20 protein-coding genes are annotated in these 23,479 nt (G+C 66.2%); 6 read left to right on the top strand and 14 right to left on the bottom strand.

The window, feature by feature from the left end; translation table 11 throughout:
- Nucleotides 1-57 precede the first annotated feature (57 nt).
- Nucleotides 58-2,898: a leucine--tRNA ligase gene (gene leuS, locus A5724_RS06530; RefSeq protein WP_156752159.1), complete on the top strand. Its 2,841-nt coding sequence runs from the start codon at nucleotides 58-60 to the stop codon at nucleotides 2,896-2,898.
- A gap of 41 nt (nucleotides 2,899-2,939) precedes the next feature.
- Here leuS and A5724_RS06525 read toward each other — a convergent pair whose 3' ends face one another.
- Nucleotides 2,940-3,356 carry an ester cyclase gene (locus tag A5724_RS06525; protein ID WP_067798031.1) on the bottom strand — a complete coding sequence of 139 codons (417 nt, stop codon included), beginning with the start codon at nucleotides 3,354-3,356 and terminating at the stop codon, nucleotides 2,940-2,942.
- 66 nt (nucleotides 3,357-3,422) lie between these two features.
- Between A5724_RS06525 and A5724_RS06520 the strand changes: the two genes are divergently transcribed.
- Nucleotides 3,423-4,694, top strand: coding sequence for a lipase family protein (locus A5724_RS06520; protein WP_232004726.1), 1,272 nt, complete (start codon nucleotides 3,423-3,425; stop codon nucleotides 4,692-4,694).
- A gap of 7 nt (nucleotides 4,695-4,701) precedes the next feature.
- Here A5724_RS06520 and A5724_RS06515 read toward each other — a convergent pair whose 3' ends face one another.
- Entirely contained in the window at nucleotides 4,702-5,367 is a 666-nt protein-coding gene (locus tag A5724_RS06515) for an SDR family oxidoreductase (RefSeq protein WP_067798024.1), read from the bottom strand.
- Nucleotides 5,368-5,420: 53 nt separating this feature from the next.
- Between A5724_RS06515 and A5724_RS06510 the strand changes: the two genes are divergently transcribed.
- Complete coding sequence (locus A5724_RS06510) at nucleotides 5,421-6,761, top strand: amylo-alpha-1,6-glucosidase (protein WP_067798022.1); 1,341 nt, start codon at nucleotides 5,421-5,423, stop codon at nucleotides 6,759-6,761.
- A 12-nt stretch (nucleotides 6,762-6,773) separates the two neighbouring features.
- Here the strand turns inward: A5724_RS06510 and A5724_RS06505 are convergent, their stop codons facing one another.
- The 12 genes from A5724_RS06505 to A5724_RS06450 form a co-directional block, all read right to left on the bottom strand.
- Nucleotides 6,774-7,217, bottom strand: coding sequence for a MarR family winged helix-turn-helix transcriptional regulator (locus tag A5724_RS06505; protein WP_067798019.1), 444 nt, complete (start codon nucleotides 7,215-7,217; stop codon nucleotides 6,774-6,776).
- 56 nt (nucleotides 7,218-7,273) lie between these two features.
- Entirely contained in the window at nucleotides 7,274-8,002 is a 729-nt protein-coding gene (locus tag A5724_RS06500) for an amino acid ABC transporter ATP-binding protein (protein WP_067798016.1), read from the bottom strand.
- 1 nt (nucleotide 8,003) lies between these two features.
- A complete protein-coding gene (locus tag A5724_RS06495) occupies nucleotides 8,004-9,767 on the bottom strand; it encodes an ABC transporter substrate-binding protein/permease (RefSeq protein ID WP_067798013.1) in 1,764 nt (587 codons plus the stop codon).
- A 48-nt stretch (nucleotides 9,768-9,815) separates the two neighbouring features.
- Nucleotides 9,816-10,490 carry a GntR family transcriptional regulator gene (locus A5724_RS06490; protein ID WP_067798010.1) on the bottom strand — a complete coding sequence of 225 codons (675 nt, stop codon included), beginning with the start codon at nucleotides 10,488-10,490 and terminating at the stop codon, nucleotides 9,816-9,818.
- 51 nt (nucleotides 10,491-10,541) lie between these two features.
- Nucleotides 10,542-11,342, bottom strand: a complete 801-nt coding sequence (locus A5724_RS06485) for an LLM class F420-dependent oxidoreductase (RefSeq protein WP_067798007.1) — start codon at nucleotides 11,340-11,342, stop codon at nucleotides 10,542-10,544.
- Nucleotides 11,343-11,352: 10 nt separating this feature from the next.
- Nucleotides 11,353-13,422 carry a PhoX family phosphatase gene (locus A5724_RS06480; protein WP_067798006.1) on the bottom strand — a complete coding sequence of 690 codons (2,070 nt, stop codon included), beginning with the start codon at nucleotides 13,420-13,422 and terminating at the stop codon, nucleotides 11,353-11,355.
- A 63-nt stretch (nucleotides 13,423-13,485) separates the two neighbouring features.
- On the bottom strand, nucleotides 13,486-14,118 hold the full coding sequence (locus A5724_RS06475) for an alpha/beta fold hydrolase (protein WP_067798003.1): 633 nt from the start codon (nucleotides 14,116-14,118) through the stop codon (nucleotides 13,486-13,488).
- 2 nt (nucleotides 14,119-14,120) lie between these two features.
- Nucleotides 14,121-15,011 (bottom strand): alpha/beta fold hydrolase, encoded by an 891-nt coding sequence (locus A5724_RS06470; RefSeq protein WP_067798000.1) that lies wholly within the window; start codon nucleotides 15,009-15,011, stop codon nucleotides 14,121-14,123.
- An 88-nt stretch (nucleotides 15,012-15,099) separates the two neighbouring features.
- Nucleotides 15,100-15,915: a hypothetical protein gene (locus A5724_RS06465; RefSeq protein WP_082964894.1), complete on the bottom strand. Its 816-nt coding sequence runs from the start codon at nucleotides 15,913-15,915 to the stop codon at nucleotides 15,100-15,102.
- Between the two features lie 130 nt (nucleotides 15,916-16,045).
- Nucleotides 16,046-17,140, bottom strand: a complete 1,095-nt coding sequence (locus A5724_RS06460; protein ID WP_067797997.1) for an inositol-3-phosphate synthase — start codon at nucleotides 17,138-17,140, stop codon at nucleotides 16,046-16,048.
- A 27-nt stretch (nucleotides 17,141-17,167) separates the two neighbouring features.
- Nucleotides 17,168-17,722, bottom strand: coding sequence for a PadR family transcriptional regulator (locus tag A5724_RS06455; RefSeq protein ID WP_067797994.1), 555 nt, complete (start codon nucleotides 17,720-17,722; stop codon nucleotides 17,168-17,170).
- A gap of 113 nt (nucleotides 17,723-17,835) precedes the next feature.
- Nucleotides 17,836-18,687 (bottom strand): DUF1707 domain-containing protein, encoded by an 852-nt coding sequence (locus A5724_RS06450; protein WP_067797991.1) that lies wholly within the window; start codon nucleotides 18,685-18,687, stop codon nucleotides 17,836-17,838.
- Nucleotides 18,688-18,799: 112 nt separating this feature from the next.
- On the opposite strand from A5724_RS06450, the gene A5724_RS06445 reads away from it, so the two are divergent.
- The 3 genes from A5724_RS06445 to A5724_RS06435 are packed head-to-tail and all read left to right on the top strand — an operon-like array spanning nucleotide 18,800 to nucleotide 23,338.
- Complete coding sequence (locus tag A5724_RS06445; protein WP_067797988.1) at nucleotides 18,800-19,225, top strand: DUF5318 domain-containing protein; 426 nt, start codon at nucleotides 18,800-18,802, stop codon at nucleotides 19,223-19,225.
- On the top strand, nucleotides 19,218-21,695 hold the full coding sequence (locus A5724_RS06440; protein WP_156752157.1) for a transglycosylase domain-containing protein: 2,478 nt from the start codon (nucleotides 19,218-19,220) through the stop codon (nucleotides 21,693-21,695). The genes A5724_RS06445 and A5724_RS06440 overlap by 8 nt, the downstream gene beginning before the upstream one ends.
- Nucleotides 21,692-23,338 (top strand): glycosyltransferase family 87 protein, encoded by a 1,647-nt coding sequence (locus tag A5724_RS06435; RefSeq protein ID WP_232004725.1) that lies wholly within the window; start codon nucleotides 21,692-21,694, stop codon nucleotides 23,336-23,338. The genes A5724_RS06440 and A5724_RS06435 overlap by 4 nt, the downstream gene beginning before the upstream one ends.
- Nucleotides 23,339-23,479: the final 141 nt, after the last annotated feature.

The raw sequence follows: 23,479 nt of genomic DNA, 5'->3' as shown, positions 1-23,479 counted from the left end.
AACCGAGACCAACCCGTGGCCCGCGAAGCCGCCGTCGGCGGCTTATACCCTGTTCACGTGACAGAGCCCGAGGTCGACACCCCGCAGCACCGCTACACCGCGGAGCTGGCCGGACAGATCGAGCACGCCTGGCAGGAGCGGTGGCACGTGCTCGGGACTTTCGAAGTACCCAACCCGGTGGGCTCCCTGGCGCCGACGGACGGCTCGTCGGTGCCCGCCGACAAGATGTTCGTCCAGGACATGTTCCCGTACCCGTCGGGCGAGGGTCTGCATGTCGGGCATCCGCTCGGATACATCGCCACCGACGTCTACGCCCGGTACTACCGGATGACGGGGCACAACGTCTTGCACGCTTTGGGCTTCGATGCGTTCGGCCTGCCCGCCGAGCAGTACGCCATTCAGACCGGCACGCATCCGCGGATCCGCACCGAGGCGAACATCGCCAACTTCCGCCGCCAGCTCGGCAGGCTGGGCTTCGGGCACGACACGCGTCGCAGCTTTTCCACCACCGACGTCGACTACTACAAGTGGACGCAGTGGATCTTCCTGCAGATCTACAACGCGTGGTTCGACCGGGCGGCCAACAAGGCGCGGCCGATCGCGGACCTGGTGGCTGAATTCGATTCCGGGACAAGGACTCTGGACGACGGCCGGGTTTGGTCGGAGTTGTCGGTCGGTGAGCAAGCCGACGTGATCGACTCGTATCGGCTGGTGTACCTGGCCGACTCGATGGTCAATTGGTGCCCGGGGTTGGGCACCGTGCTGGCCAACGAGGAGGTCACCTCCGACGGGCGCAGCGAGCGTGGCAATTTCCCGGTGTTCCGCAAGAGGCTGCGGCAGTGGATGATGCGCATCACCGCCTACGCGGATCGCCTGCTCGACGACCTCGACCTGCTGGACTGGCCGGAGAAGGTCAAGACCATGCAGCGCAACTGGATTGGTCGCTCGACGGGAGCCTCGGTGCTGTTCGCCACCGAGGCCGGTGACATCGAGGTGTTCACCACGCGGCCCGATACGCTGTTCGGTGCGACGTACATGGTGCTGGCACCGGAGCACGATCTGGTGGACAAGCTGACCGCGGCCGAATGGCCGGCGGGTGTCGACGAACGCTGGACGTTCGGCGCCGCGACGCCTGCGGAGGCCGTGGCCGCGTATCGGGCCACCATCGCCGCGAAGTCCGACCTGGAACGCCAGGAGAACAAGACCAAGACAGGTGTGTTCGTCGGCAGCTACGCGACGAATCCGGCCAACGGGCAGCAGATCCCGGTGTTCATCGCCGATTATGTGTTGATCGGCTACGGGACCGGCGCGATCATGGCGGTGCCCGGACACGATCAGCGTGACTGGGAGTTCGCCACCGAGTTCGGCCTGCCGATCGTCGAAGTCGTTGCGGGCGGCGACATTTCGCAGGCAGCGTACAACGGCGACGGCGAGATCGTCAACTCAGAGTATCTCAACGGGTTGTCGGTCACATCGGCGAAGGAGGCCGTCACCGAACGACTGTCGGCCGAGGGCAGGGCCCAGTCACGCATCGAGTACAAGCTGCGTGACTGGTTGTTCGCCAGGCAGCGGTACTGGGGTGAGCCGTTCCCGATCGTGTACGACGCCGACGGCCGCGCGCACGCGCTGCCGGAGTCGGCGCTACCGGTCGAATTGCCGGATGTGCCGGATTACTCGCCGGTGCTGTTCGACCCCGACGACGCGGATAGCGAGCCGTCGCCTCCGCTGAACAAGGCGACCGACTGGGTGCACGTCGAGTTGGATCTCGGTGATGGGCTCAAGCCGTACACCCGTGACACCAACGTGATGCCGCAGTGGGCCGCCAGTTCGTGGTATGAGCTGCGGTATACCGACCCCCACAACTCAGAAGAGATGTGCGCCAAGGAAAACGAGGCGTACTGGATGGGGCCGCGGCCTGCCGAGCACGGCGCGAAGGACCCGGGCGGCGTCGACCTGTATGTCGGCGGTGTCGAGCATGCCGTGCTGCATCTGCTGTATTCGCGGTTCTGGCACAAGGTGCTCCACGACCTCGGCCATGTCTCGTCGAAGGAGCCGTTCCGGCGGCTGGTTAACCAGGGCTACATCCAGGCGTACGCGTATACCGATGCGCGTGGCGCGTACGTGCCTGCGGCGGAGGTCGTCGAGCGTGATGGCAGATTCTACTGGCCGGGCCCCGACGGCGAGATCGAGGTGAACCAGGAGTTCGGCAAGATCGGCAAGAGCCTGAAGAACTCCGTGTCGCCTGACGAGATCTGCGACAGCTACGGCGCGGACACGTTGCGGGTCTACGAGATGTCGATGGGTCCGCTGGAGGCATCGCGGCCGTGGGCGACCAAGGATGTCGTTGGGGCATACCGGTTTCTGCAGCGGGTGTGGCGGCTGGTGGTGGACGAGCAGTCCGGCACGGTGCGGGTCGCCGAGCATGAGGCGCTGGACGACGAGACGCTGCGGCAGTTGCACCGCACGATCGCGGGGGTGTCGGAGGATTACGCGGCGCTACGCAACAACACCGCGGCGGCCAAGCTGATCGAGTACACCAACTACCTGACCAAGAACGGGGTGCGGTCGCGGGCAGCGTTGGAGCCGCTGGTGTTGATGGTCGCCCCGTTGGCTCCGCATCTCGGGGAGGAGCTGTGGAAGCGGTTGGGGCACGACACGTCGTTGGCGCATGGGCCGTTCCCGGTTGCCGATCCGCAGTACCTCGTCGAGGACACCGTCGAGTACCCGGTGCAGGTGAACGGCAAGGTGCGCGGGCGTGTGACGGTGCCTGCGGATGCCGACGCCGACGCGCTGGAGGCAGCCGCGCTGGCCGACGACAAGGTGCAGGCCTTCATCAACGGCGCGACGCCGAAGAAGGTGATCGTCGTGGCCGGGCGGCTGGTCAACATCGTCGTGTAGGTGGAGCGCCCGGCGGCCGCAAAAAGACAGGTGCCTTTTCGCTACGCCCAGCCGAGTTGGCGCATCGTGATGCCGTCGTTCCAAATCTTCGTCATATGCCGGATCTTGTCGCCGTCGAAGTCCATCACGTAGACGTAGTCGGCCGCGGCGGACTTGCCTGTCGGCGGCACCGGACCACCATCGCCGGTATGCGTGCCGCGGAACACGCCGAACACGGCGACGTTGTTGCGGTCCTCGTCGATGGCGAACGACCGGACCTCGGCATTGCCATCGGGAAGGATCGCCATCAGCCCCTTCATCCATTCGGTGTAGGCCTGCAGCGTCGTCACGTCAGCCAGCGCGTCTGTCTGCGCCTCGAATGTCGCGTCGGGATGGCAGTAGGGCTCGCACCCCGGCCAACCCTTTCCGGTTTCACACGCCTTGAAGAATCGTTCGGCGGTGTCTTTGATGGTGCTCATAGCGAATTGTGCACCCAACCACTCTGCGACGGTTGAGAATGCGATACCGCGGGTATCGCATTTGGCGTGAACAGCCCTGCCAGCGTCGCGGAGTACTCGGTCACGCCCGACGACGACCCGTTCTACGACCCGCCGCCCGGATACGCCGAGGCCGACCCCGGAACGGTCCTGCGCTCGCGCGATGTGCGGATCGGGTTCCTCGGCGTCATCGCGCAACGGGTGACCGCGACTCAGTTGCTGTACCGCACGACCAACCTGCACGGCGAACCGGAGGTTGCCGTCACGACGGTCTTGATCCCTGCCCAGCCCGAACCCGCACGGCTTTACCCGCTGTTGTCCTATCAGTGCGCCATCGACGCGGTGACGTCCCGGTGCTTCCCCTCACACGCAATGCGCCTTGGCGCGCGCCCTGTCGGCGCGTTCACCCAGGCCGAGTACCTACTGGTAGCGGCGGCACTGGCCGAGGGCTGGGCGGTGTCGGTGCCCGATCATGAGGGTTGCCATGGCATGTGGGGCGCTCCGCGCGAGCCGGGTTACCGGATCCTCGACGGAGTTCGCGCGGCCTTGCAGCAGGAGCGGTTGGGTCTGCGGCCCTCCGCACCGGTGGCGCTGTGGGGGTATTCCGGCGGCGGCCTGGCCTCGGCGTGGGCGGCCGAACTCCGCGGCGGCTACGCCCCCGAACTGGACGTCGTCGGTGCGGTTCTCGGTTCACCGGTCGGAGATCCGGGCAGCGTGGCTCGGCGCCTCAACTGCAGCTTCTTCGCCGGTCTCGCCGCGCTGATGATCACCTCGCTGACCCACGTCTTCCCCGGCGCACAACAAGTCGTCAACGAGCATGCCACCGCGGAAGGCAAAGCCCTGCTCGACGAGTTGCACACGATGACGACCGCCGAGGCGTTGTGGCGACTGCGCGGGGTGGACATCGGCTCGTATGTCGACATGTCCGCCGACGAACTCTGGGATCTTCCCGAGGTACGCCACATTTTCGAGGAAACCAAGCTCGGTAAGTCGATCCCCGACGTGCCAGTGCTGGTCGTGCAGGCCGTGCACGACGGAATCATCAGTGTCGACGACATCGACGCGCTGGTGCAGACCTACGACGATGGCGGCGCGGCAGTCACCTATCACCGGGACCGGTTCTGCGAGCACTTGTTGTTGCATCCGCTGTCGGCACCGACGGCACTGCGCTGGCTTCGCGAGCGGTTCGACGGGCGTCCGCTCGATGAGCACAGGGCGCGCACCAAGTGGCCGACGCTGCTCAACCCGGCCACTGGAGTCGGCATGCTCAAACTCGCCGTCACCACAACGAAAGTCATCCTCGGGCGGCCAGTGAGGTAGCCATGGCTCACCGCGGCCGGACTATGACCTCGTGGATGTGCGCATCGGCCGGTGCATTGACTGCATCCGCGACCACTTGCGCGACCGTCCCCGGGCTCAGGTAATGCGACGGGTCGTAATCGCGGCCCTCGTAGGCGACCAACCCTTCCTGCATGACGGTCGCGATCCGGCCCGGATGCACCGACGTCACCCGCAGCGACGGTTCGTCGCTGCGCAGCGACTCGGCGAACCCGCGCAATGCGAACTTGGAAGCCGTGTACGACGCCAGACCCGGTGACGCGTTGATGCCCGCGCCCGAATTGATGAACACCACATGACCGTTGGCGGCCCGCAGCGCGGGCAGCAGTTCAAGCGTCAGCGCCACCGCACCAATCACGTTGACGGTCATGGTCATTCGCCACTCGTCGATGCTCGACTCGGCGACCCGCCCCGGGAACGCCACGCCGGCGTTGTGGATCAGCACGTCCAGTTCATCGATCGGCTCGACGGCGGCCGGGATCTCGTCGACGTCGGCCAGATCGACCGGCCATGTCGTGGCGCCGAACCTGGCCGCCAAGTCGTCGAGCCTCGACGACGGCCTGCCCGCCAGGAACAACGTGTGTGTCGGCGCCAGCGCCTCGGCGATCGCCGCACCGAGGCCACCGCTTGCGCCCGTGATCATCGCGGTCGGCATGTCCAAACCGTACCGATCTGCGATTCGAAGCGACGCGTCGCATTATTGAACGGATGCCACCCGACCACAGCTTCGCGCCGACCCAGCTCGCTGCCCGCGCCGCGTATCTGCTGCGCGGCAACGACCTGGGCACCATGACCACCGCGGCGCCACTGCTGTACCCACACATGTGGAGTTGGGACGCGGCGTTCGTCGCGATCGGGCTGGCGCCGCTGAGCGTCGAGCGCGCCGTTGTCGAACTGGACACGCTGCTGTCAGCGCAGTGGCGTAACGGCATGATCCCGCACATCGTCTTCGCGAACGGCGTCGACGGCTACTTCCCTGGACCCGCCCGCTGGGCCACCTCTGCGCTCGCCGCCAACGCACCGCGCAGCCGGCACACGTCGGGCATCACCCAACCCCCGGTGCACGCGATCGCCGTGCAGCGCATCCTCGACCAAGCGCGCTCCCGTGGCCGGTCCACCCGTGCGGTCGCCGAGTCATTCCTCGATCGCCGCTGGGCCGACCTCGTGCGCTGGCACCGCTGGCTGGCCGAGGCCCGCGACCCGAAGTCGCGCGGCCGCGTCACCCTGTACCACGGCTGGGAGTCGGGCATGGACAACTCGCCCCGCTGGGACAGCGCGTACGCCAACGTGGTTCCAGGCAATGTGCCGGAGTATCAGCGCGAGGACAACACCATCGTCACCGACGCCAGCCAGCGGCCGTCGGATCTGGAGTACGACCGCTATCTATGGCTGCTCGAGGAGATGAAGTCGGTTCGATACGACGACGAGTTGCTGCCCAAGGTGATGAGTTTCGCGGTCGAGGATGTATTCGTGTCGGCCATCTTGTCGGTGGCGTGCACGGTGCTCGCCGAGATCGGCGAGGACTACAAACGGCCGAACGCCGACGTCAAGGACCTGTATGCGTGGGCAGAGCGGTTCCGCAGGGGCGTCGTCGAAACCACTGACGAACGCACTGGCGCCGCAAGGGATTTCGACTTACGCGCCGACGCATGGGTGGCCGCTGAGACGGTCGCGCAGTTCGCGCCGCTGCTGTGTGGCGGACTGCCGCACGACAAGGAGCGCACCCTGCTGCGCCTGCTCGAAGGGCCGCGGTTCTGTGGGCATCCGGATATGCGGTACGCGTTGATCCCGTCGACCTCAGCCGTTTCGCGCGACTTCCGGTCCCGCGAATACTGGCGTGGCCCGGTGTGGCCAGTGATGACGTGGCTGTTCTCGTGGTGCTTCGCGCGGCGCGGATGGTCCGAACGTGCGCTGATGCTCAAACGCGAAGGCCTGCGACAGGCCAGCGACGGCACCTTCGCCGAGTACTACGAACCCTTCACCGGCGAACCGCTGGGCAGCATGCAGCAGTCGTGGACCGCGGCTGCCGTGCTCGACTGGCTTGGCTGAACCCACCCAGAGCTATTCGGCCAACCGCTCCAACGGGACCAGCGCCTTGGTCAACGTCTCGAGATCCTCCGGCGACAGCTTCGCCAGCAGCGTCGCCAGATGCGCGCGCCGCGCGGCCAGCGCCTCGCGGTGCTGCGCCAACCCCTTCGGCGTGATGTCAACAAGGACGGCCCGCAGATCCGACGGATCGCGCGAGCGCTTCACCAAGCCCAACTTTTCCAGCCGACGGATGGCCACCGTGGTGGTCGGCGTGCGCACACGTTCATGCGCAGCCAGTTCCGTCATCCGGATCGGGCCCTGATCGAGCAACGTCAGCAAAATTGACAGCTGAGCCAGCGTCAGGTCCCCGGCCTCGTTCCGATTGGTGTCGCCCCGACGCAGCACCGAGAACACCTTGGAAAGCACGCGCTGCAGCTCACCAGCGAGTTCGCCCACCTGGGTATCGGTCTCCCCCATAATTCGCCAGTCTAACCTGTCGGAGGCTGCCACATGTGAATGCGCGTCAATTAGGCTCACAAAACTTGCGACAAGAATCGCTGCAACCGGTCGGTCTCGGCGGCCTCGAAAATCCTCTCGGGCGGACCCGATTCGACCACCTGACCGTGGTCCATGAACACCACCGAATCCGACGTCGACCGCGCGAACCCCATCTCATGTGTGACGACCACCATCGTCATGCCGTCCGCGCCCAGATCCGCGATCAACGCCAGGATGCCCTTGACCAGTTCCGGATCCAGCGCCGAGGTCGCCTCGTCGAAGAACATCACCTGCGGCGACATCGCCAGCGCCCGCGCGATCGCCACCCGCTGCTGCTGCCCGCCGGAAAGGGTGCCCGGTCGCACATCGGCCTTGTTCCTCAACCCGACGCGGTCCAACTGCGCCAACGCCAACTCACGCGCCTGCTCCGCGTCCAGGCGCTTGAGCCTGCGCGGCGCCAACGTCACGTTGTCCAACACGCTGCGGTGCGGGAATAAGTTGAACTGCTGGAACACCATGCCGATGCGTTGGCGCAACTCGTCGGGATTGTCGGCGAGTACCGACCGCCCGTCGAGCAGGATGTCGCCCTTGTCCGGTTCGTAGAGCCGGTTCAGCGTCCGCAGCAGCGTCGACTTTCCCGACCCCGACGGTCCGATCACCGCCGTGGTGGTGCCGGCGGGCACGTCGAGGTCGACGCCGCGCAGCACCGCGTTCGGCCCGAACGACAAGTGAATGTCGTTGGCGCTCAGGCTCACAGCGGCCATATCAGATCATCTCCTGCGACGTCGACAACTCGAGCGGATCTTCGCGCCCTGGTTCGCGGCCGCGCCGCAACCGGGTGTCGATGAAGTTCACCAGATGCGTCAGCGGCACCGTCAGCAGCAGATAGAACAACCCCGCCGCGACAAGCGGTGACAGGTTTCCGGTCTGCGCGTTGAGATCTCGGCCGACTTGGAACAGCTCGCGCTGATTGGCCACCAGCCCGAGGAAGTACACCAGCGACGAGGCCTTCAACAGCGAGATGAACTGGTTCATCAACGCCGGCAGCACCCGCCGCACGCCCTGCGGTACGACGACCAACCGCATCGACGACGTGTAGCTGAAGCCCAGCGCGCGCGACGCCTCGAGCTGACCGGGCTCCACACTTTGGATGCCGGACCGGAAGATCTCCCCGACGTACGCCGCGGCCATCAAACCCAGCGCCGCGATGCCGAGGGGAAACGGATTGTTACCCGTCAGCCCGCCCACCACCGGCCCGACGCCGAGCCCGATCAACAGGATGATCACCACTTCCGGAAGCCCGCGGAAGATGTCGGTGTACACCCGGGCCGGCCACCGCAGCCACCGCGACCGAGATATCCCCGCAACCGCCAATGCCATACCGAGCACCAGCCCGATCACCGCTGCGCAGACGGTCAAAATCAGCGTGTTGGGCAGCCCGGTCTTCAACAGGTCGGGGATCGCCTGCTTGTACAGATCCCAGTTGAGGAACGAATCCCTCAGCTGCGACAGGGTCGACTTCGGCGCGGCAGCACCCGTCGCCGGCTTCTCGTTCTGCGCCGCGATCGCGGCGAAGTCCGGCAACTGCGGCACGGGCGCCGCCTTCGACCCGGGCTTCCACCCCGGCGGCAGCGCACGCGGCACCCAATCGGAGTACAACCGTGCCCAGGTGCCGTCGGCGATGATGGCGTCCAGCCCCGAGTTCAGCGCGTCGATCAACGGCTTGTTCTCCGAAGCCACCGCCCACGCGACGAAATTGTCCAAGCTGAAGGTGTTTTCGATGATCTGCGCCGGATCGCCGGGCTGAACCGTGCCCGACGCCTGCTGCGAGGGTGCCACCCAAGCGTCGATCTGCCGGGTCTTGAGGCTGGCATAGACGGTGTTGTAGTCGGGGAACTTCACCGGCTGCAGGTGCAGCGCGTCGATCACGTATGCCTCCTGCACGGTGCCCTGCACCACGCCGATGCGTTGGCCCGCCGCCAGCTTGTCGAACCCGGTGATCGGCGAACCGGACGGCACCACCAGCGAGAAGTAGCCGAAGTCGTAACCGTTGGTGAAGCCGACGGTCTTGCGGCGGGCGTCGGTGGTGGTGATCGACGACGAGCCGACGTCGAAGCGCCGCGACGCGACCTGAGCCAGCAGCCCGGAGAACTCGGTGCCGACGAAGTTGATCTTCAACCCGAGCCTGTCCGCGATCGCACGCAGCAGTTCGTTGTCGAAGCCGGTGAACTGGCCCGCGGAGTTGATACAGATGCTCGGTGGTGCATCGGACAGCGTCCCGACGGTCAGCGTGCCAGGCACGCTCAGGCCGAGCGCGTTCACGTTGACGGCGGACAGCGGTTCGACCGTCGCGGTCGTGTACTTGTCGGCGTCGGGACCCGTCGCGGCCTTCGCGAGATTGGTCGGCAGCGCGCTGGCACTCTGGATCCCCGGCGGCGCGCATTGATCGGCGGCCGCAGGCGCAGCCAGGCCGAGGCTACAGATCAACAGCGCGACCAGGGTGACGACGAAGGTCTTCACGGCGGTCATCAGAGCAAGGTATCCGGCAGGCGCCCCCCGGAATCGCGTTGCGCTCAGTTAGAACGCAATGGGCGCGCCTGCCGGACGCAAAACACCCCGCCGCACCAACTCGTTCAGCAGGATTCGGCCCATCGCTTCGGAGCGCTCAGCGCAGGCCGCCCGCGCCCCGTCCGGATCACGGCGTTGGATGGCGGACGTCTCGGCTTCGTAGAAGGGCAGCATCTCGTCGTGGTTGTTGAGGTAACTCAGCCAGAACCCGCGCGGGATGAACGTTTGCGACGCGCGGATCGCGGCCTGCAGTCGCGGGCCCGCGTATTCGTCGTTGATCAGGTTGCGGAACTGCCATGCCGTCTCCTGGAACGTGCGCGAGTCTTTGCTGCTGCGCATCGCCTCCACCAGCACGGCCAATTGGTCGAGGATCCGCGGCTGCCCGTCGACGGCCGCGCGGGCCGAGGCGAGACCGCTGAGCACGCCGTAGAGTTCGTGGTGTTCGCGCACCACCGAATCGTCGAATCGTTCGACGTACGCGCCGCGGTGGTACTGCGTCGACAGGATCCCGTCATGTTCGAGCTGGACCACCGCCTCCTGGATCGGGACGCGCGACAGTCCTAGTTCGGTGGCGATCTCGTTGCGATCAACTCGGTCCCCCGAGCGGAGTTTGCCAGTCAGCACCAGGTTGACGACATGCGAGACCACGAGGTCTTTTTCTTTGACCCCATACTTCTTGGGCATGGCGCGGTCAGCATCTCATGTAGCCGCCGCGCCGGGAGCCGTTCCGGCAGTTCAGTTTCCACTTGCTTGTCGACGGTCCCGCCACCGGCACAGCGCCTCGGCCTCGGTCAGGTCGTAGTCAGGTCCGTTGACGCCGACGGTCAGCAACGTGACACCGAGTTCGACGAAAGCACCCGCCTCTTCGAGCATCGCGTCGATGTTGGCGCCCTGCACCCCTGCGGAGCGCTCGATGGTGGCCGGGTCGCGACCGACGTCGGCGCAGTGCCGCGCCAACACCTCCGCCTTGGCGGGATAGGACTCGAGCGTGGTGAACCCATGCCAGATGTCCGCGTATTCGGCGACGAGACGCAGCGTCTTCTGCTCGCCCTGCCCGCCGATCAGTACCGGGATGTCTCGGGTCGGCGGCGGATTCAGTTTGGCCAGCCGCGATTTGATGCGCGGCATCGCGGCCGCCAGGTCGTCGAGGCGACTGCCTGCGGTGCCGAACTCATAACCGTATTCGTCGTAGTCTTTCTGCTTCCAGCCCGATCCGATGCCGAGGATGAGTCTGCCGTCGGAGATGTGGTCGACGGTGCGGGCCATATCGGCGAGCAACTCGGGGTTGCGGTACGAGTTGCAGGTGACCAGCGCGCCGATCTCCAGCCGCGACGCCTGCTCGGCCCACGCGGCCAGCATGGTCCAGCATTCGTAGTGCGGACCGTCGGGATCGCCGTACAGCGGGAAGAAGTGATCCCAGTTGAAGGCGACGTCGACGCCGATGTCCTCGCAGCGGCGGACCGCGTCGCGGATGTGGCTGTATTGCGAAGAGTGTTGCGGCTGCAGTTGCACGCCGATGCGAATGGGGAAGCTCACTGCTTCGAGGCTAGACGCCTATCTGTCCGCCCGCTTTCCAGACCGCCACCACCGACGGCCGCGCGGTGCCGGTGCCGCCCTCCGGCCAGTGCGACAGCGGTTTGTCGATGCTGTAGTCGTCACCCTCGCCAGGATGCTGCACACACACCGTGACCAGATCGTCGGTCACGATGGGTCCGCAGGTCTCGGCGCCCTTCGGCACCGTCAGAAACTGCTTGGTCTCACCGCGATTCGGGCCTTCCAGCGCCACCGCGAACAACCCGTCATTGGACTTCAGCGCGTTGCCGTCGGTGGAGATCCACAAGTTGCCGTGGCTGTCGAAGGCGACGTTGTCGGGGCAGGAGATCGGGCTGACCTTGTTCTTGTCGAAGCCGGCGAAATAGGTATCGGCCGCCTTCGGATCACCGCACACCAGCAGCAGATCCCAGGTGAAGTCGGTGCCCGCCTGGTTGTCGGTGATCTCGAGGATCTGCCCGTTCTTGTTCTCGTTGCGGGGGTTGGCCGCATCGGCGGGCACCTTGCCGTCGGTGCCTCGCTTGTCGTTGTTGGTCAGCGCGACGTACACCCTGCCGGTCTTGGGGTTGGCCTCGAAATCCTCCGGTCGGTCCATCTTGGTGGCGCCCGCCTTGTCGGCGGCCAGCCGGGTGAACACCGCCGCCTCTTGTGCCGTCACTCCGTCGACGAGGGACTGGCCCTCGCCGTTCGGCCCGGACCGCAGCAGCGGAATCCAGGTCCCGGTGCCGCTGAACGTCCCTTCCCTTGGCAGCTTTCCGGACCCGTCGATCTCGTCGACGGGGATGTCGCTGGTGAGCTTCGCGACGTAGAGGGTGCCTTCGTCGAGGATGGTCATGTTGTGCGCCATCGCGGCTGGGTCGGTACCCGGTTGGATCTTCTTCGACGAAACGAATTTGTACATGTAGTCGAAGCGCTCGTCGTCGCCGGCGTAGGCCACTACGGTTCCGTCGCCGGTGACGTAGACGTTGGCGGCTTCGTGCTTGAACCGACCGAGCGCACTGTGTTTGACGGGCCTGCTGGCGGGGTCCCACGGGTTGAGTTCGACGACGTAGCCGAAGCGGTTCGCTTCGTTGGGTGTTCTGGCGAGGTCGAATCGGGGATCGAAGGTCTCCCACTGCAGATCGGTCGGCTCCGCTTGCACGCCGTAGCGGGCCTGCCGGTCGGCGTCGACCGGACTCGGCTTGGGCGCGTCCTCGGCCGCACCGAAGTACTCGTGGAAGTTTTCTTCACCGGAAAGCACTGTGCCCCACGGGGTTACCCCGCCCGAGCAGTTGGCGAAGGTGCCCGCCACGGTCCGGCCGACCGGATCGGCGGCGGTCTTGACGAAGTCGGTGCCCGCGGCGGGACCCGTCAGGGTGAACGGGGTGTCGGCGGTGATGCGACGGTTGTAGGGCCCGGAGACCGGCTTCAGCCCCTCCGGTGTGCGTTCGACCTCGACGACGCTCATGCCGACCGCGGCGATCTCGATGTCGAACTGTTCGCGCGTCGGCTTCTTCTCGTCGTAGCCGGGGAACATGAACTGCGGGGTGACGTACTCGTGATTGGTCACCAGCAGGAAGCGGTTGGACTGGCCGGGGACGGGCAGCAGCCCGGCGAAGTCGTTGTTGAACCCGAACTGGCCACGCTGGGCGGCGGCGGTCTGCGCGGCCACGTCGAACCGCGGAGCGTCCGGCAGGATCGGGTCACCCCAACTGATGACGACCGACTGTTGGTAGCCCTCGGGGACGACGACGGCGTCCTCGTCATTGGGCGCGACCGCGGTGAAGTTCATCCCCGGCGCCGTGGCGGCGGGCGCCGCCGACGAGGTGGGCGTCGCGACTGGCTGCTCGTCGCGCCCGCAGGCGGCGAGAGCCGATCCCGCGCCGACCGCCAGCACCGCGATACCACCGGCCTGCAGCACTGATCGCCGCGACACCGCTTTCACGACGTCGCCGAAGTATTCGTTGTCGCTGGTGTTCGGAACCGGTTTGGAGCAGGCATCGCCGCATTTGTAACGGCACGTCACATGCTGGCGCACGGATCGACCGTCATGGGACACAAGCAGATTCAACGGAATGAGGGCCACGGACGTGGAACTTACGACAGCTTGGCAATCAGCTGGGAAGCAAATGGTGAACAGCTGGGAACGTCAGCCGGCCAGCACGTCAGCGAGTTCCCGCGGATGGCTCAGCGCCACACAGTGGCCGCCGTCGATCTCGTCGGGGGTGATGTCCAACCGTGTTTTCGCCACGCGGCGCAGGAAGTCCGGCGGGAAGAAGCGGTCGTCGCGGCACAACACGACTTTCGTCGGCACTGCCGGCCACGCGGCCATCGGCCACGGCCCGGCCATCCACTCGGTGGACTGGTCGCGTTCCCTACCCATCGCCTCCACCGCCAGCGCGCGCGGCACGCCGTTGTAGAACGTGACGAACGGATCGTCGTCGGTCGGTGACTGGTATCCGGTGTTCTGCCACCAGTCGGCGGGCGGCTCGCCCGGCGCGGGGATCATGGCGGCGACAAGCACCAGCGCGTCGGCGTTGACGCGGTCGGCCACGATCGGCGCAACGAACCCGCCGAGCGAGTGAGCCACGACGACGACGCCGGTGCGGTCACCGATCGCCTCGACCACGGTTTCGGCATACTCGGCAAGGCCGGCGTCGTCGTCAGCACACGGCAGGTCAGGCGCGACCGTGTCGTGGCCACGCGACCGGAGTTCGGCCTCGACGAGATGCCAGTACCACCCGACGTCGCCGCCGCCGTGGATGAAGGCGAACGTCGCCATCGCTAGCCGGCCAGCACGCTGCGCAGGATGTCGACGAGCGCCGCGGGCTGGTCGCCCTGCACCGAATGCCCGGAGTCGGCGACGACGTGCGTGCGCTGGAATCCCGGCGCGCCGTTGGCGAACGCCTCGGCGTCGTCGTCGTTGACGAAGTAGGAGTTGGCGCCGCGCACCAGCGTCGTCGGCATCGTGATGGCAGGGACGTCGTCCCACAGGTTCTCGAAACCGTCACCCTTGCGGAACGAGTCGTACCGCCACGTCCAGGTGCCATCGTCGAGCTGTTTGGAGTTGTGGAATACGCCGCGGCGCAACGACTTCCGGTCGCGGTTCGGGGCAGCGGCCACCGTCACGTCGAGCATGGCCTGGAAATTGGGGAACGCCCGGTCACCCTGGACCAGCGCAACGGTGCCCATCTGCGCCTTGGTCATCTCCTCGTGCCGCTCGGGTGCCGACGGGGTGACGTCGACGAGTACGAGTCGCGGCACCAGCGCGGGTTCGGTGGCGGCAATGCGCAACGCGGTCAGCCCGCCCAGCGACATGCCGACGACGAGGCGCGGATCGGGTGCATGCTCACGCAGCACCGGGCGCAGGGTCTCGGCGTTGAGCTTTGGCCCGTAGTCGCCGTCTTCCCGCCACGCCGAGCGGCCGTGGCCGGGCAGGTCGACGGCCAGCGCAGGCACACCGAGTCCGACGACCACGGTGTCCCAGGTGTGCGCGTTCTGGCCGCCGCCGTGCAGGAACACCACCTGAGGTGGTTGGTCGCCCCACTTCAGCGCGCTGATCGGTCCGGCGTCGATGCGTCGCACCGACGGAATCGTGTCGGCGCCGATCTGCTCGGCGTTCTCGTGAAGCAGCCCGAACTCGTCGAGGCCGGTCAGTTCGTCGTCGGAGACCACGATCGGACCCTACTTGAAATGACTCTGCGCCCAGGGCGTCGATGTGCGAGAAGCACCGCCCTGAGCCCGGAGTCAAACACCGAAGCAGCTAGATCTTCGGCCGGCCTTCACTCGAGTGCGCCGGACGCGCCGCCGGAGCCGTCGGCGCCGTCATGTGCCGCGGCTGAGCGGTGGTGTCGTCAGCGGTCCACTTGTAATCGGTCTCGCGCGGTCGATCGGCGGTCAGTTCGGCGCCCGATCGTCGCTCGCGGATGCTGCGGCCCTCACGTTCCGCCGTCGTCAGGTAGTCCTCCCAGCGCGCCTGCATGGGCTTGATCAGGCCACCGCCGACGCCGACCACGAGGATGCCCGCGATGGTCCCCAGCACGGCGATCAGCACCGGCAAGGTGACGGTCAGCGCGATGCCGATCTGGTTCAGCGCCGCGATGATGCCCAGGCCGAGGATGAACACGCTGGCGATGGTGCCGAGCATTCGTCCATACGAGAATCCGCTCAGCGCGTTCGACACGATGTCGCGCACCGCGGCCGCGATAGCGGCGGCTACCACGACGATGATCAGCGCAACGAACAGCCGGGGCAGGAACCCGATGACGCCCGCGATCAGCGCACTCACCGGGTTCGGCCCGAAGACGCCGAAGGCGAACTGCAGGACCACCAGAATCAACGCGAAATAGACGATCTTGCTGACGATCGTCGAGGCGTCATAGTCGCTGCGCGCCAACGCGCGCCGGACACCGCCACGCTCGACTGCGCGGTCGAAACCGACGCGTTCCAGGATCTTGTCGACCACCTTCGCGATCAGCTTGGCCACGATCCAGCCGACGATCAGGATGAGGAGGAAGAGAAGCAGCTTCGGAGCGACGGCGAGCACCGAACCCCACATATCTCGCAGTTGGTCTTGCATGGGTACTCCCTCGGGTCGGTGCTTTATTGACACCGGCGTCATACCCATGCGCCAGCTGCGTAAACATCCGGCACAACGTCAAACGGGGACCCCCGTTGAGGGGATCCCCGTCTGCGTGAGGAAGCTGCGCTCAGCCCTCGATGAAGGTTTCCAGCTGCGTCCGGGCGATGTCATCCGGCAGCTGCTTCGGCGGGCTCTTCATCAGGTAGGCCGACGCCGCCTCGACGGGTCCGCCGATGCCGCGGTCCTTGGCGATCTTCGCCGCGCGCACCGCGTCGATGATCACGCCTGCCGAGTTCGGCGAGTCCCACACCTCGAGCTTGTACTCCAGGTTCAGCGGCACGTCGCCGAAGGCGCGGCCTTCGAGTCGCACGTAGGCCCACTTGCGGTCGTCGAGCCAGCCGACGTGATCCGACGGGCCGATGTGCACGTCCTTGGTCTTGAACTCGCGCTGCAGGTTGCTGGTGACGGCCTGGGTCTTGGAGATCTTCTTGCTCTCCAGCCGCTCACGCTCGAGCATGTTCAGGAAGTCCATGTTGCCGCCGACGTTCAGCTGCATCGTGCGGTCGAGTTGCACGCCGCGGTCCTCGAACAACTTGGCCATCACGCGGTGGGTGATGGTCGCGCCGACCTGGCTCTTGATGTCGTCGCCGACGATCGGCACGCCGGCGTCGGCGAACTTCTTGGCCCACACCGGATCCGACGCGATGAACACCGGCAGCGCGTTGACGAACGCCACGCCTGCGTCGATCGCGCACTGCGCGTAGAACTTGTCGGCCTCTTCCGACCCGACGGGCAGATAGGACACCAGCACGTCGACGTTGTTCTCCTTGAGCACCTTGACCACGTCGACCGGATCGACGTCGGACACCTCGATGGTGTCGGCGTAGTACTTGCCGATGCCGTCGAGCGTCGGGCCGCGCTGCACGATCACGTTGGTGGGCGGCACGTCGGCGATCTTGATGGTGTTGTTCTCCGACGCGAAGATCGCCTCGGACAGGTCGAAGCCGACCTTCTTGGCGTCGACGTCGAACGCGGCGACGAACTTCACGTCGCGGACGTGATACGGGCCGAAGCGCACATGCATCAGACCGGGCACCGTGGCCGTCTCGTCGGCGTCCTGGTAATACTGCACACCCTGAACAAGCGAGGATGCGCAGTTGCCCACACCGACAATCGCGACCCGCACCTCCGAACTTGATGACATGACGTCTCTTCCCTTCATATCCCTGCGTACTTTCTCGGTATTGCTTTACGGCTGCACCGTGTTGTCCGAGCGGCCTTGCCCCAGACGCTCTGCGGCGATCAGCTCGTTGAGCCACTTGACCTCACGTTCGCTGGACTCCAGACCCAACTGATGCAGCTGCCGGGTATAGCGATCGAGCGAATTGCTGGCCCGCGCAATTGCTTCACGCAGACCCTCACGGCGTTCTTCCACCTGACGACGACGGCCCTCCAGGATGCGCATCCTGGCCTCGGCAGGCGTGCGGTTGAAAAACGCGAGGTGTACGCCGAAGCCGTCGTCGGAGTAGTTCTGCGGACCGGTGTCGGCCACAAGCTCGGCGAAGCGCTGCTTACCGGCATCGGTGAGCCGGTACACGCGCCGCGCGCGACGCACCTTCGGGATCCCCTCCGGTGCGGCGTCCTCGACGATCAGACCATCGACCTGCATCCGCCGCAGCGCCGGGTACAGCGATCCGTAGGAGAACGCGCGGAAGGCGCCGAGCAGGCCGGTCAGCCGTTTGCGCAGCTCGTAGCCGTGCATCGGCGATTCCAGCAGAAGCCCCAGGATTGCGAGCTCCAACATAGAACCACCCCCTTTGCTCGGCCGCTACGACGGTTCGACACCTCGGGCCATAGTATCGCGCCGATATATTCGGCGCCAACAAAGGGTTGCGCCCCGCTGGCGGGCGACGAACGTCAGGTGGCGGGCTCGCAGCGCTCGCAGGTCCCGTCGGGAGCGACCTTGATGTACCCGCTGTTGAACTCGCCGGACACGTAGATCGAGATGTTGAGGCCATCGAGATCGAGTGGATCGCTGTTGTTCTCGATGTCGATCCGCACGTCCTCGATCTTCTGCGAATTCATCTTCAGGATCTCTGCGGCGCCCCTGGTGCGTCCGATGATCGCGGGGTAGTCGAATTTGGCGAGGTCGACCACGCGATTGTCCCCGCTTTTGGTGCTGGACGACGGATCGTCCCAGCCGCCGCGATAGTCGTAGGTCAGCACACGGCGGTCATCGCGTGGATCCGGGCGGGTAAGGCTGGCGCGGTTCGGCCAGATCATCAACGAGTAGCCGGTGGTGTCACCGAACTTGGCTCGCATCTGGGTGAACAGCCCAGACAGACCACCGAGCGACTGCAATTCGGTCGGCGGCGTTTCCACCAGCGGTACCACGCCGTCGGGCTTGGCCCCCGGATCCTTCGTGAAGTCCAGCGGCGAGGTTGAGTTGCCGTACAGGCCCCAGCCGATCAAGATGCCGAGCACGACGAGCACTGCCGTCATCGCGACGGCGATGCCCCGGCTGCCGCCCGCGGCGATCTTGGGCCGCTTCTTGAGGTCAGGCAACTGCACCGGGGCGTTGTTGGTCTGCAGATCCGACACCAGCGACTGCAGATCGCCAAGCGTCTCGGCTCCGGTGGCCAACGCGACGCGGGTCCGGTGTTCCTCCATCGACAGCTGGCCGTCGGCGAGCGCGCTGTCGAGGATCTGGCACGTGTCGTTGCGGTCGCTGTCCTTCGCCCGCGTTCCTGGTGTATGCCGTGTCGCCACGACGATGATCGTAAGAGTTCGGTTGCTATCGGCGCAGACCAGATGACGTTGCCGGGGGTGTGGCGGCGTAGTCACGCCTCGGTGGTGGCGAGGCCGACGTACTCTGGTCTCCGTGCGACTGCAGCGACAAGTGGTGGACTACGCCCTTCGGCGCCGGTCCCTGCTGGCCGAGGTGTACTCGGGCCGCACCGGCGTCTCGGAGGTCTGCGACGCCAACCCCTACCTGCTGCGGGCCGCGAAGTTCCACGGGAAGCCCAGTTCGGTGATGTGCCCGATCTGCCGCAAGGAACAGCTCACCCTCGTGTCGTGGGTATTCGGTGACCATCTAGGCGCCGTGTCAGGCTCGGCCCGCACTGCTGAGGAGCTGGTTCTGCTGGCGACCCGATACGACGAGTTCTCCGTACACGTGGTGGAGGTATGCCGCACCTGCAGCTGGAATCACTTGGTCAAGTCGTATGTGCTCGGCGCGGTCCCGCCGCCAAAGGGGTCTCGTGGCACACGAACCGCGCGCGGTACGGCGCGCACGGCCAGTGAATAGCGAAGGGCGCCACGACCGGTCAGCCAGTGAGGCCCGCACGGGGCGCGCTGCTGATGGCGTGGGTCCGCGCCCCCAACAGCATCGACCCGATGGCCCGCCGCGGCACCGGGCCGCCGGCGCGCCTCCGGACGACCGCGCGACCGCCGTGATCCCTGCGGTGCGCAACGGCCCGCCCCCGCATCTGCGTGACCCGATCGACGTGGTCAAGCGGGCGCTGGACGGCACCCCGCTCGCACCGCCGAAGCAGCCACCGCCGCCCCCGCCGCGTCGCCCACCCGGCGGCGGCGGACCGCGTGGAGGCCCGCCTCCACCGCAGACTCCGAAGCCCAGTTGGCGTGAGCAGATCAACTGGAAGTGGGTGCGCCGCGCACTGTATGCCGGCGTGGCGGTGATGATCGTCCTGCCGCTGGTCACCTTCGGGATGGCCTACCTCATCGTCGATGTGCCCAAGCCCGGCGACATCCGTACCAACCAGGTGTCGACGATCCTGGCCAGCGACGGCAGTGAACTGGCGAAAATCGTTCCGCCCGAAGGCAACCGGGTGGACGTCACCATCGACCAGGTTCCGGTGCACGTGCGCGATGCGGTGATGGCCGCTGAGGACCGCGACTTCTACTCCAATCCCGGCTTCTCGTTCACAGGCTTCGCGAGGGCGTTCAAGAACAACATCTTCGGCGGTGATCTGCAGGGTGGCTCGACGATCACTCAGCAGTACGTGAAGAACGCGTTGGTCGGCGATGCCCGATCGGGGCTCGGCGGCATCGTTCGCAAGGCCAAGGAGCTGGTCATCTCGACGAAGATGTCCAGCGAATGGTCCAAAGACCAAGTGATGCAGTCGTATCTGAACATCATCTATTTCGGTCGCGGCGCGTACGGCATCTCGGCGGCGGCCAAGGCGTACTTCGACAAACCGGTCGAGCAGTTGACGGTGGCGGAGGGCGCGTTGCTGGCTGCGCTCATCCAGCGGCCTTCGGGCCTGGATCCGGCCGTCAACCCCGAAGGCGCGACGGAGCGGTGGAACTGGGTGCTCGACGGCATGGTCGACATCGGCGCGTTGTCGAAACAAGACCGTGCGGCGCAACAGTTCCCGCCGACGGTGCCACCCGAGCAGGCACGCTCGCAGAACCAGACCACCGGCCCGAACGGCCTGATCGAACGGCAGGTTCAGCAGGAACTGCTCGACCTGTTCAACATCGACGAGCGCACGCTGAACACGCAAGGTCTGCAGATCACCACGACCATCGACCCGAAGGCGCAGAAGGCCGCCGAGGACGCCGCCGCGAAGTACCTCGACGGCCAGGATCCCGACATGCGCACGGCGGTCGTGTCGATCGACCCGAAGACCGGCGCGGTGAAGGCGTATTACGGCGGCACCGACGCGAACGGGTTCGACTTCGCGCAGGCTGGATTGCCGACGGGTTCGTCGTTCAAGGTGTTCGCGTTGGTGGCCGCTCTGCAGCAGGGCATGGGACTCGGATACCAGGTGGACAGTTCGCCCGTCGACGTGAACGGCATCAAGATCACGAACGTCGAGGGCGCCGGGTGCGGCACCTGCAACATCGCCGAGGCGTTGAAGCGATCGCTCAACACCAGCTATTACCGGTTGATGTTGAAGCTGAAGAACGGCCCTCAGGACGTGGCCGACGCCGCGCACAAGGCGGGCATCGCCGAGAGCTTCCCCGGTGTCGAGCACACCCTGTCCGAGGATGGTAAGGGCGGACCGCCCAACAACGGAGTCGTTCTGGGCCAGTACCAGAGTCGCGTCATCGACATGGCGTCGGCATACGCCACGCTGGCGGCCTCCGGCGTGTACCACAAGCCGCACTTCGTGCAGAAGGTGGTCAACTCGCGCGGCGAGGTGTTGTTCGACGCCACCCAGGAGGACAATTCCGGCGAGCAGCGGATCGACAAATCGGTGGCGGACAACGTGACGTCGGCGATGCAGCCGATCGCGGCGTACTCCAACGGCCACAACCTTGCGGGGGGACGGCCGTCGGCGGCGAAGACCGGCACCAACCAGCTCGGCGACACCGGCGCCAACAGGGACGCGTGGATGGTCGGGTTCACCCCGTCGCTGTCGACTGCGGTGTGGGTCGGCACGACTGAAGGCACGAAGCCGCTCGAGAACAAGTGGGGCGCACCGGTTTACGGTTCGGGTCTGCCGTCGGACATCTGGAAGGCGACCATGGACGGTGCGCTGGAGGGCACCGACAACGAGTCGTTCCCCAAGCCCACCGAGATCGGCGGGTATGCCGGTGTGCCGCAGGCGCCGCCGCCACCGCCGTCGACTACGAGTCTGGCGCCGCCGACGCCGTCGGAGACGGTGATTCAGCCGACGATCGAAGTGGCGCCCGGCATCACGATCCCGATCGGCCCGCCGACCACGGTGCCGATGGTGCCGCCTGCGCCAGGTGCACCCGTCCCGGTGGCGCCGGGCGGCCCGCCGCCCGGACCGCCTCCGCCTCCGTGACCGACCGCGAGGTGGTGTCGCCCGCCAGGCTGGCCGACGATCGGCGCAGCCTGGACGACCGTGACCTACCAAGTCGCACGGACACGATCGGCGCTGCGCTCTCCGAGGTGATCGGTGGCCCGGTAGGGCGGCACGCCCTGATCGGCAGGCAGCGCTTCCTGACGCCGCTGCGCGTGATGCTGATCATCGCGCTGGTGTTCCTGGCGCTGGGCTATTCGACGAAGGCCGCCTGCCTGCAGACCACCGGCACGGGCACCGCCGATCAGCGGGTGGGTAACTGGCAGAACCAACGGGCCTATTACGAACTGTGCTACTCCGACACCGTTCCGCTGTACACGGCGGAGTTGTTGAACCTCGGCAAGTTTCCGTACAAGTCCAGTTGGATCGAGACCGACAGCGACGGTAAGCCGAAGCGGCAGTACGACGGCAACATCGCCGTGCGCTACATGGAATATCCGGTGCTGACGGGGATCTACCAGTACGTGTCGATGGCGTTGGCCAAGACCTACACGGCGGTGACCAAGCTGGTGTCGGTCCCGCTCATCGCCGAGGTGGTGATGTTCTTCAACATCGCCGCGTTCGGGTTGGCGCTCGCGTGGCTGGTCACGGTGTGGGCCAGCGCGCGATTGGCGGGGCAGCGGCGGGTGTGGGATGCCGCGATGGTGGCGGCCTCGCCGATCCTGATTTTCCAGGCATTCACCAACTTCGATGCTCTCGCAACGGCTTTTGCGACCGGTGCACTGCTGGCCTGGGCGCGCCGGAAACCGTGGTTGGCCGGTGCGCTGATCGGGCTGGGGGTGGCGGCCAAGCTGTATCCGCTGTTGCTGTTCGTGCCGATGGTGCTGCTGGCATTGCGCACCGGACGGATGCGAGATGTGGGCAAGGCCGCGGTCGCCACGGTGGTGACGTGGCTGGTGGTGAACCTGCCGATCATGGTGCTGTTTCCGCGCGGTTGGTCGGAGTTCTTCCGGCTCAACACTCGTCGCGGCGATGACATGGATTCGCTGTACAACGTGGTGAAGTCGTTCACCGGGTGGGGCGGGTTCGACCAGCACCTGGGCTTCTGGCAGCCGCCGACGATACTCAACACCGTCAGCGCGGCGCTGTTCGTAGCCTGTTGTGTGGGAATCGGTTACGTGGTGCTGACGGCCAAGCAAAGGCCGCGCCTGGTGCAGGTGGCGTTCCTGGTGGTGGCGGCGTTCCTGCTGACGAACAAGGTGTGGAGTCCGCAGTTCTCGCTGTGGCTGGTGCCGCTGGCGGTGTTGGCGCTGCCTCATCGGCGGATCCTGTTGGCGTGGATGACCATCGACGCCCTGGTGTGGATACCGCGGATGTTGTACCTCTATGGCGAGCAGAACCGCGGGTTGCCCGAGCAGCCGTTCACTGTAACGGTGCTGTTGCGCGATATCGCGGTGATCGTGTTGTGCGCGTTGGTGATTCGACAGATCTATCGGCCCGAGCTGGATCTCGTGCGGTGCCGAGGTCAGGTCGACGACCCGTCCGGTGGGGTGTTCGAACACGCCAACGACGATCTGCCGCGCTGGCTGCCGGACTGGCTGCGGCCGCAGGCGGACCGTGTGCGCATCACCCCCGCACCGGAACCGGAGCCCGAACCGGATTTCGCGGGTCAACGAAGCACATAGCGCGGGCCAACGGTCTGCCCCGCGTCGGTAGCCTCGAACGCCCGGTTGCGGCACTGTGATGCCATCCCTGCGGGCGTTGAGACCCGCCTCACAGGGGCCGCCCGATTGTGTTGATGTACGGGCGGATTCGTGCGAATGGGC

The organism is Mycobacterium sp. ACS1612, assembly GCF_001667505.1.
Lineage (GTDB): Bacteria > Actinomycetota > Actinomycetes > Mycobacteriales > Mycobacteriaceae > Mycobacterium.
This window is presented reverse-complemented; position numbering and strand designations above follow the sequence as displayed.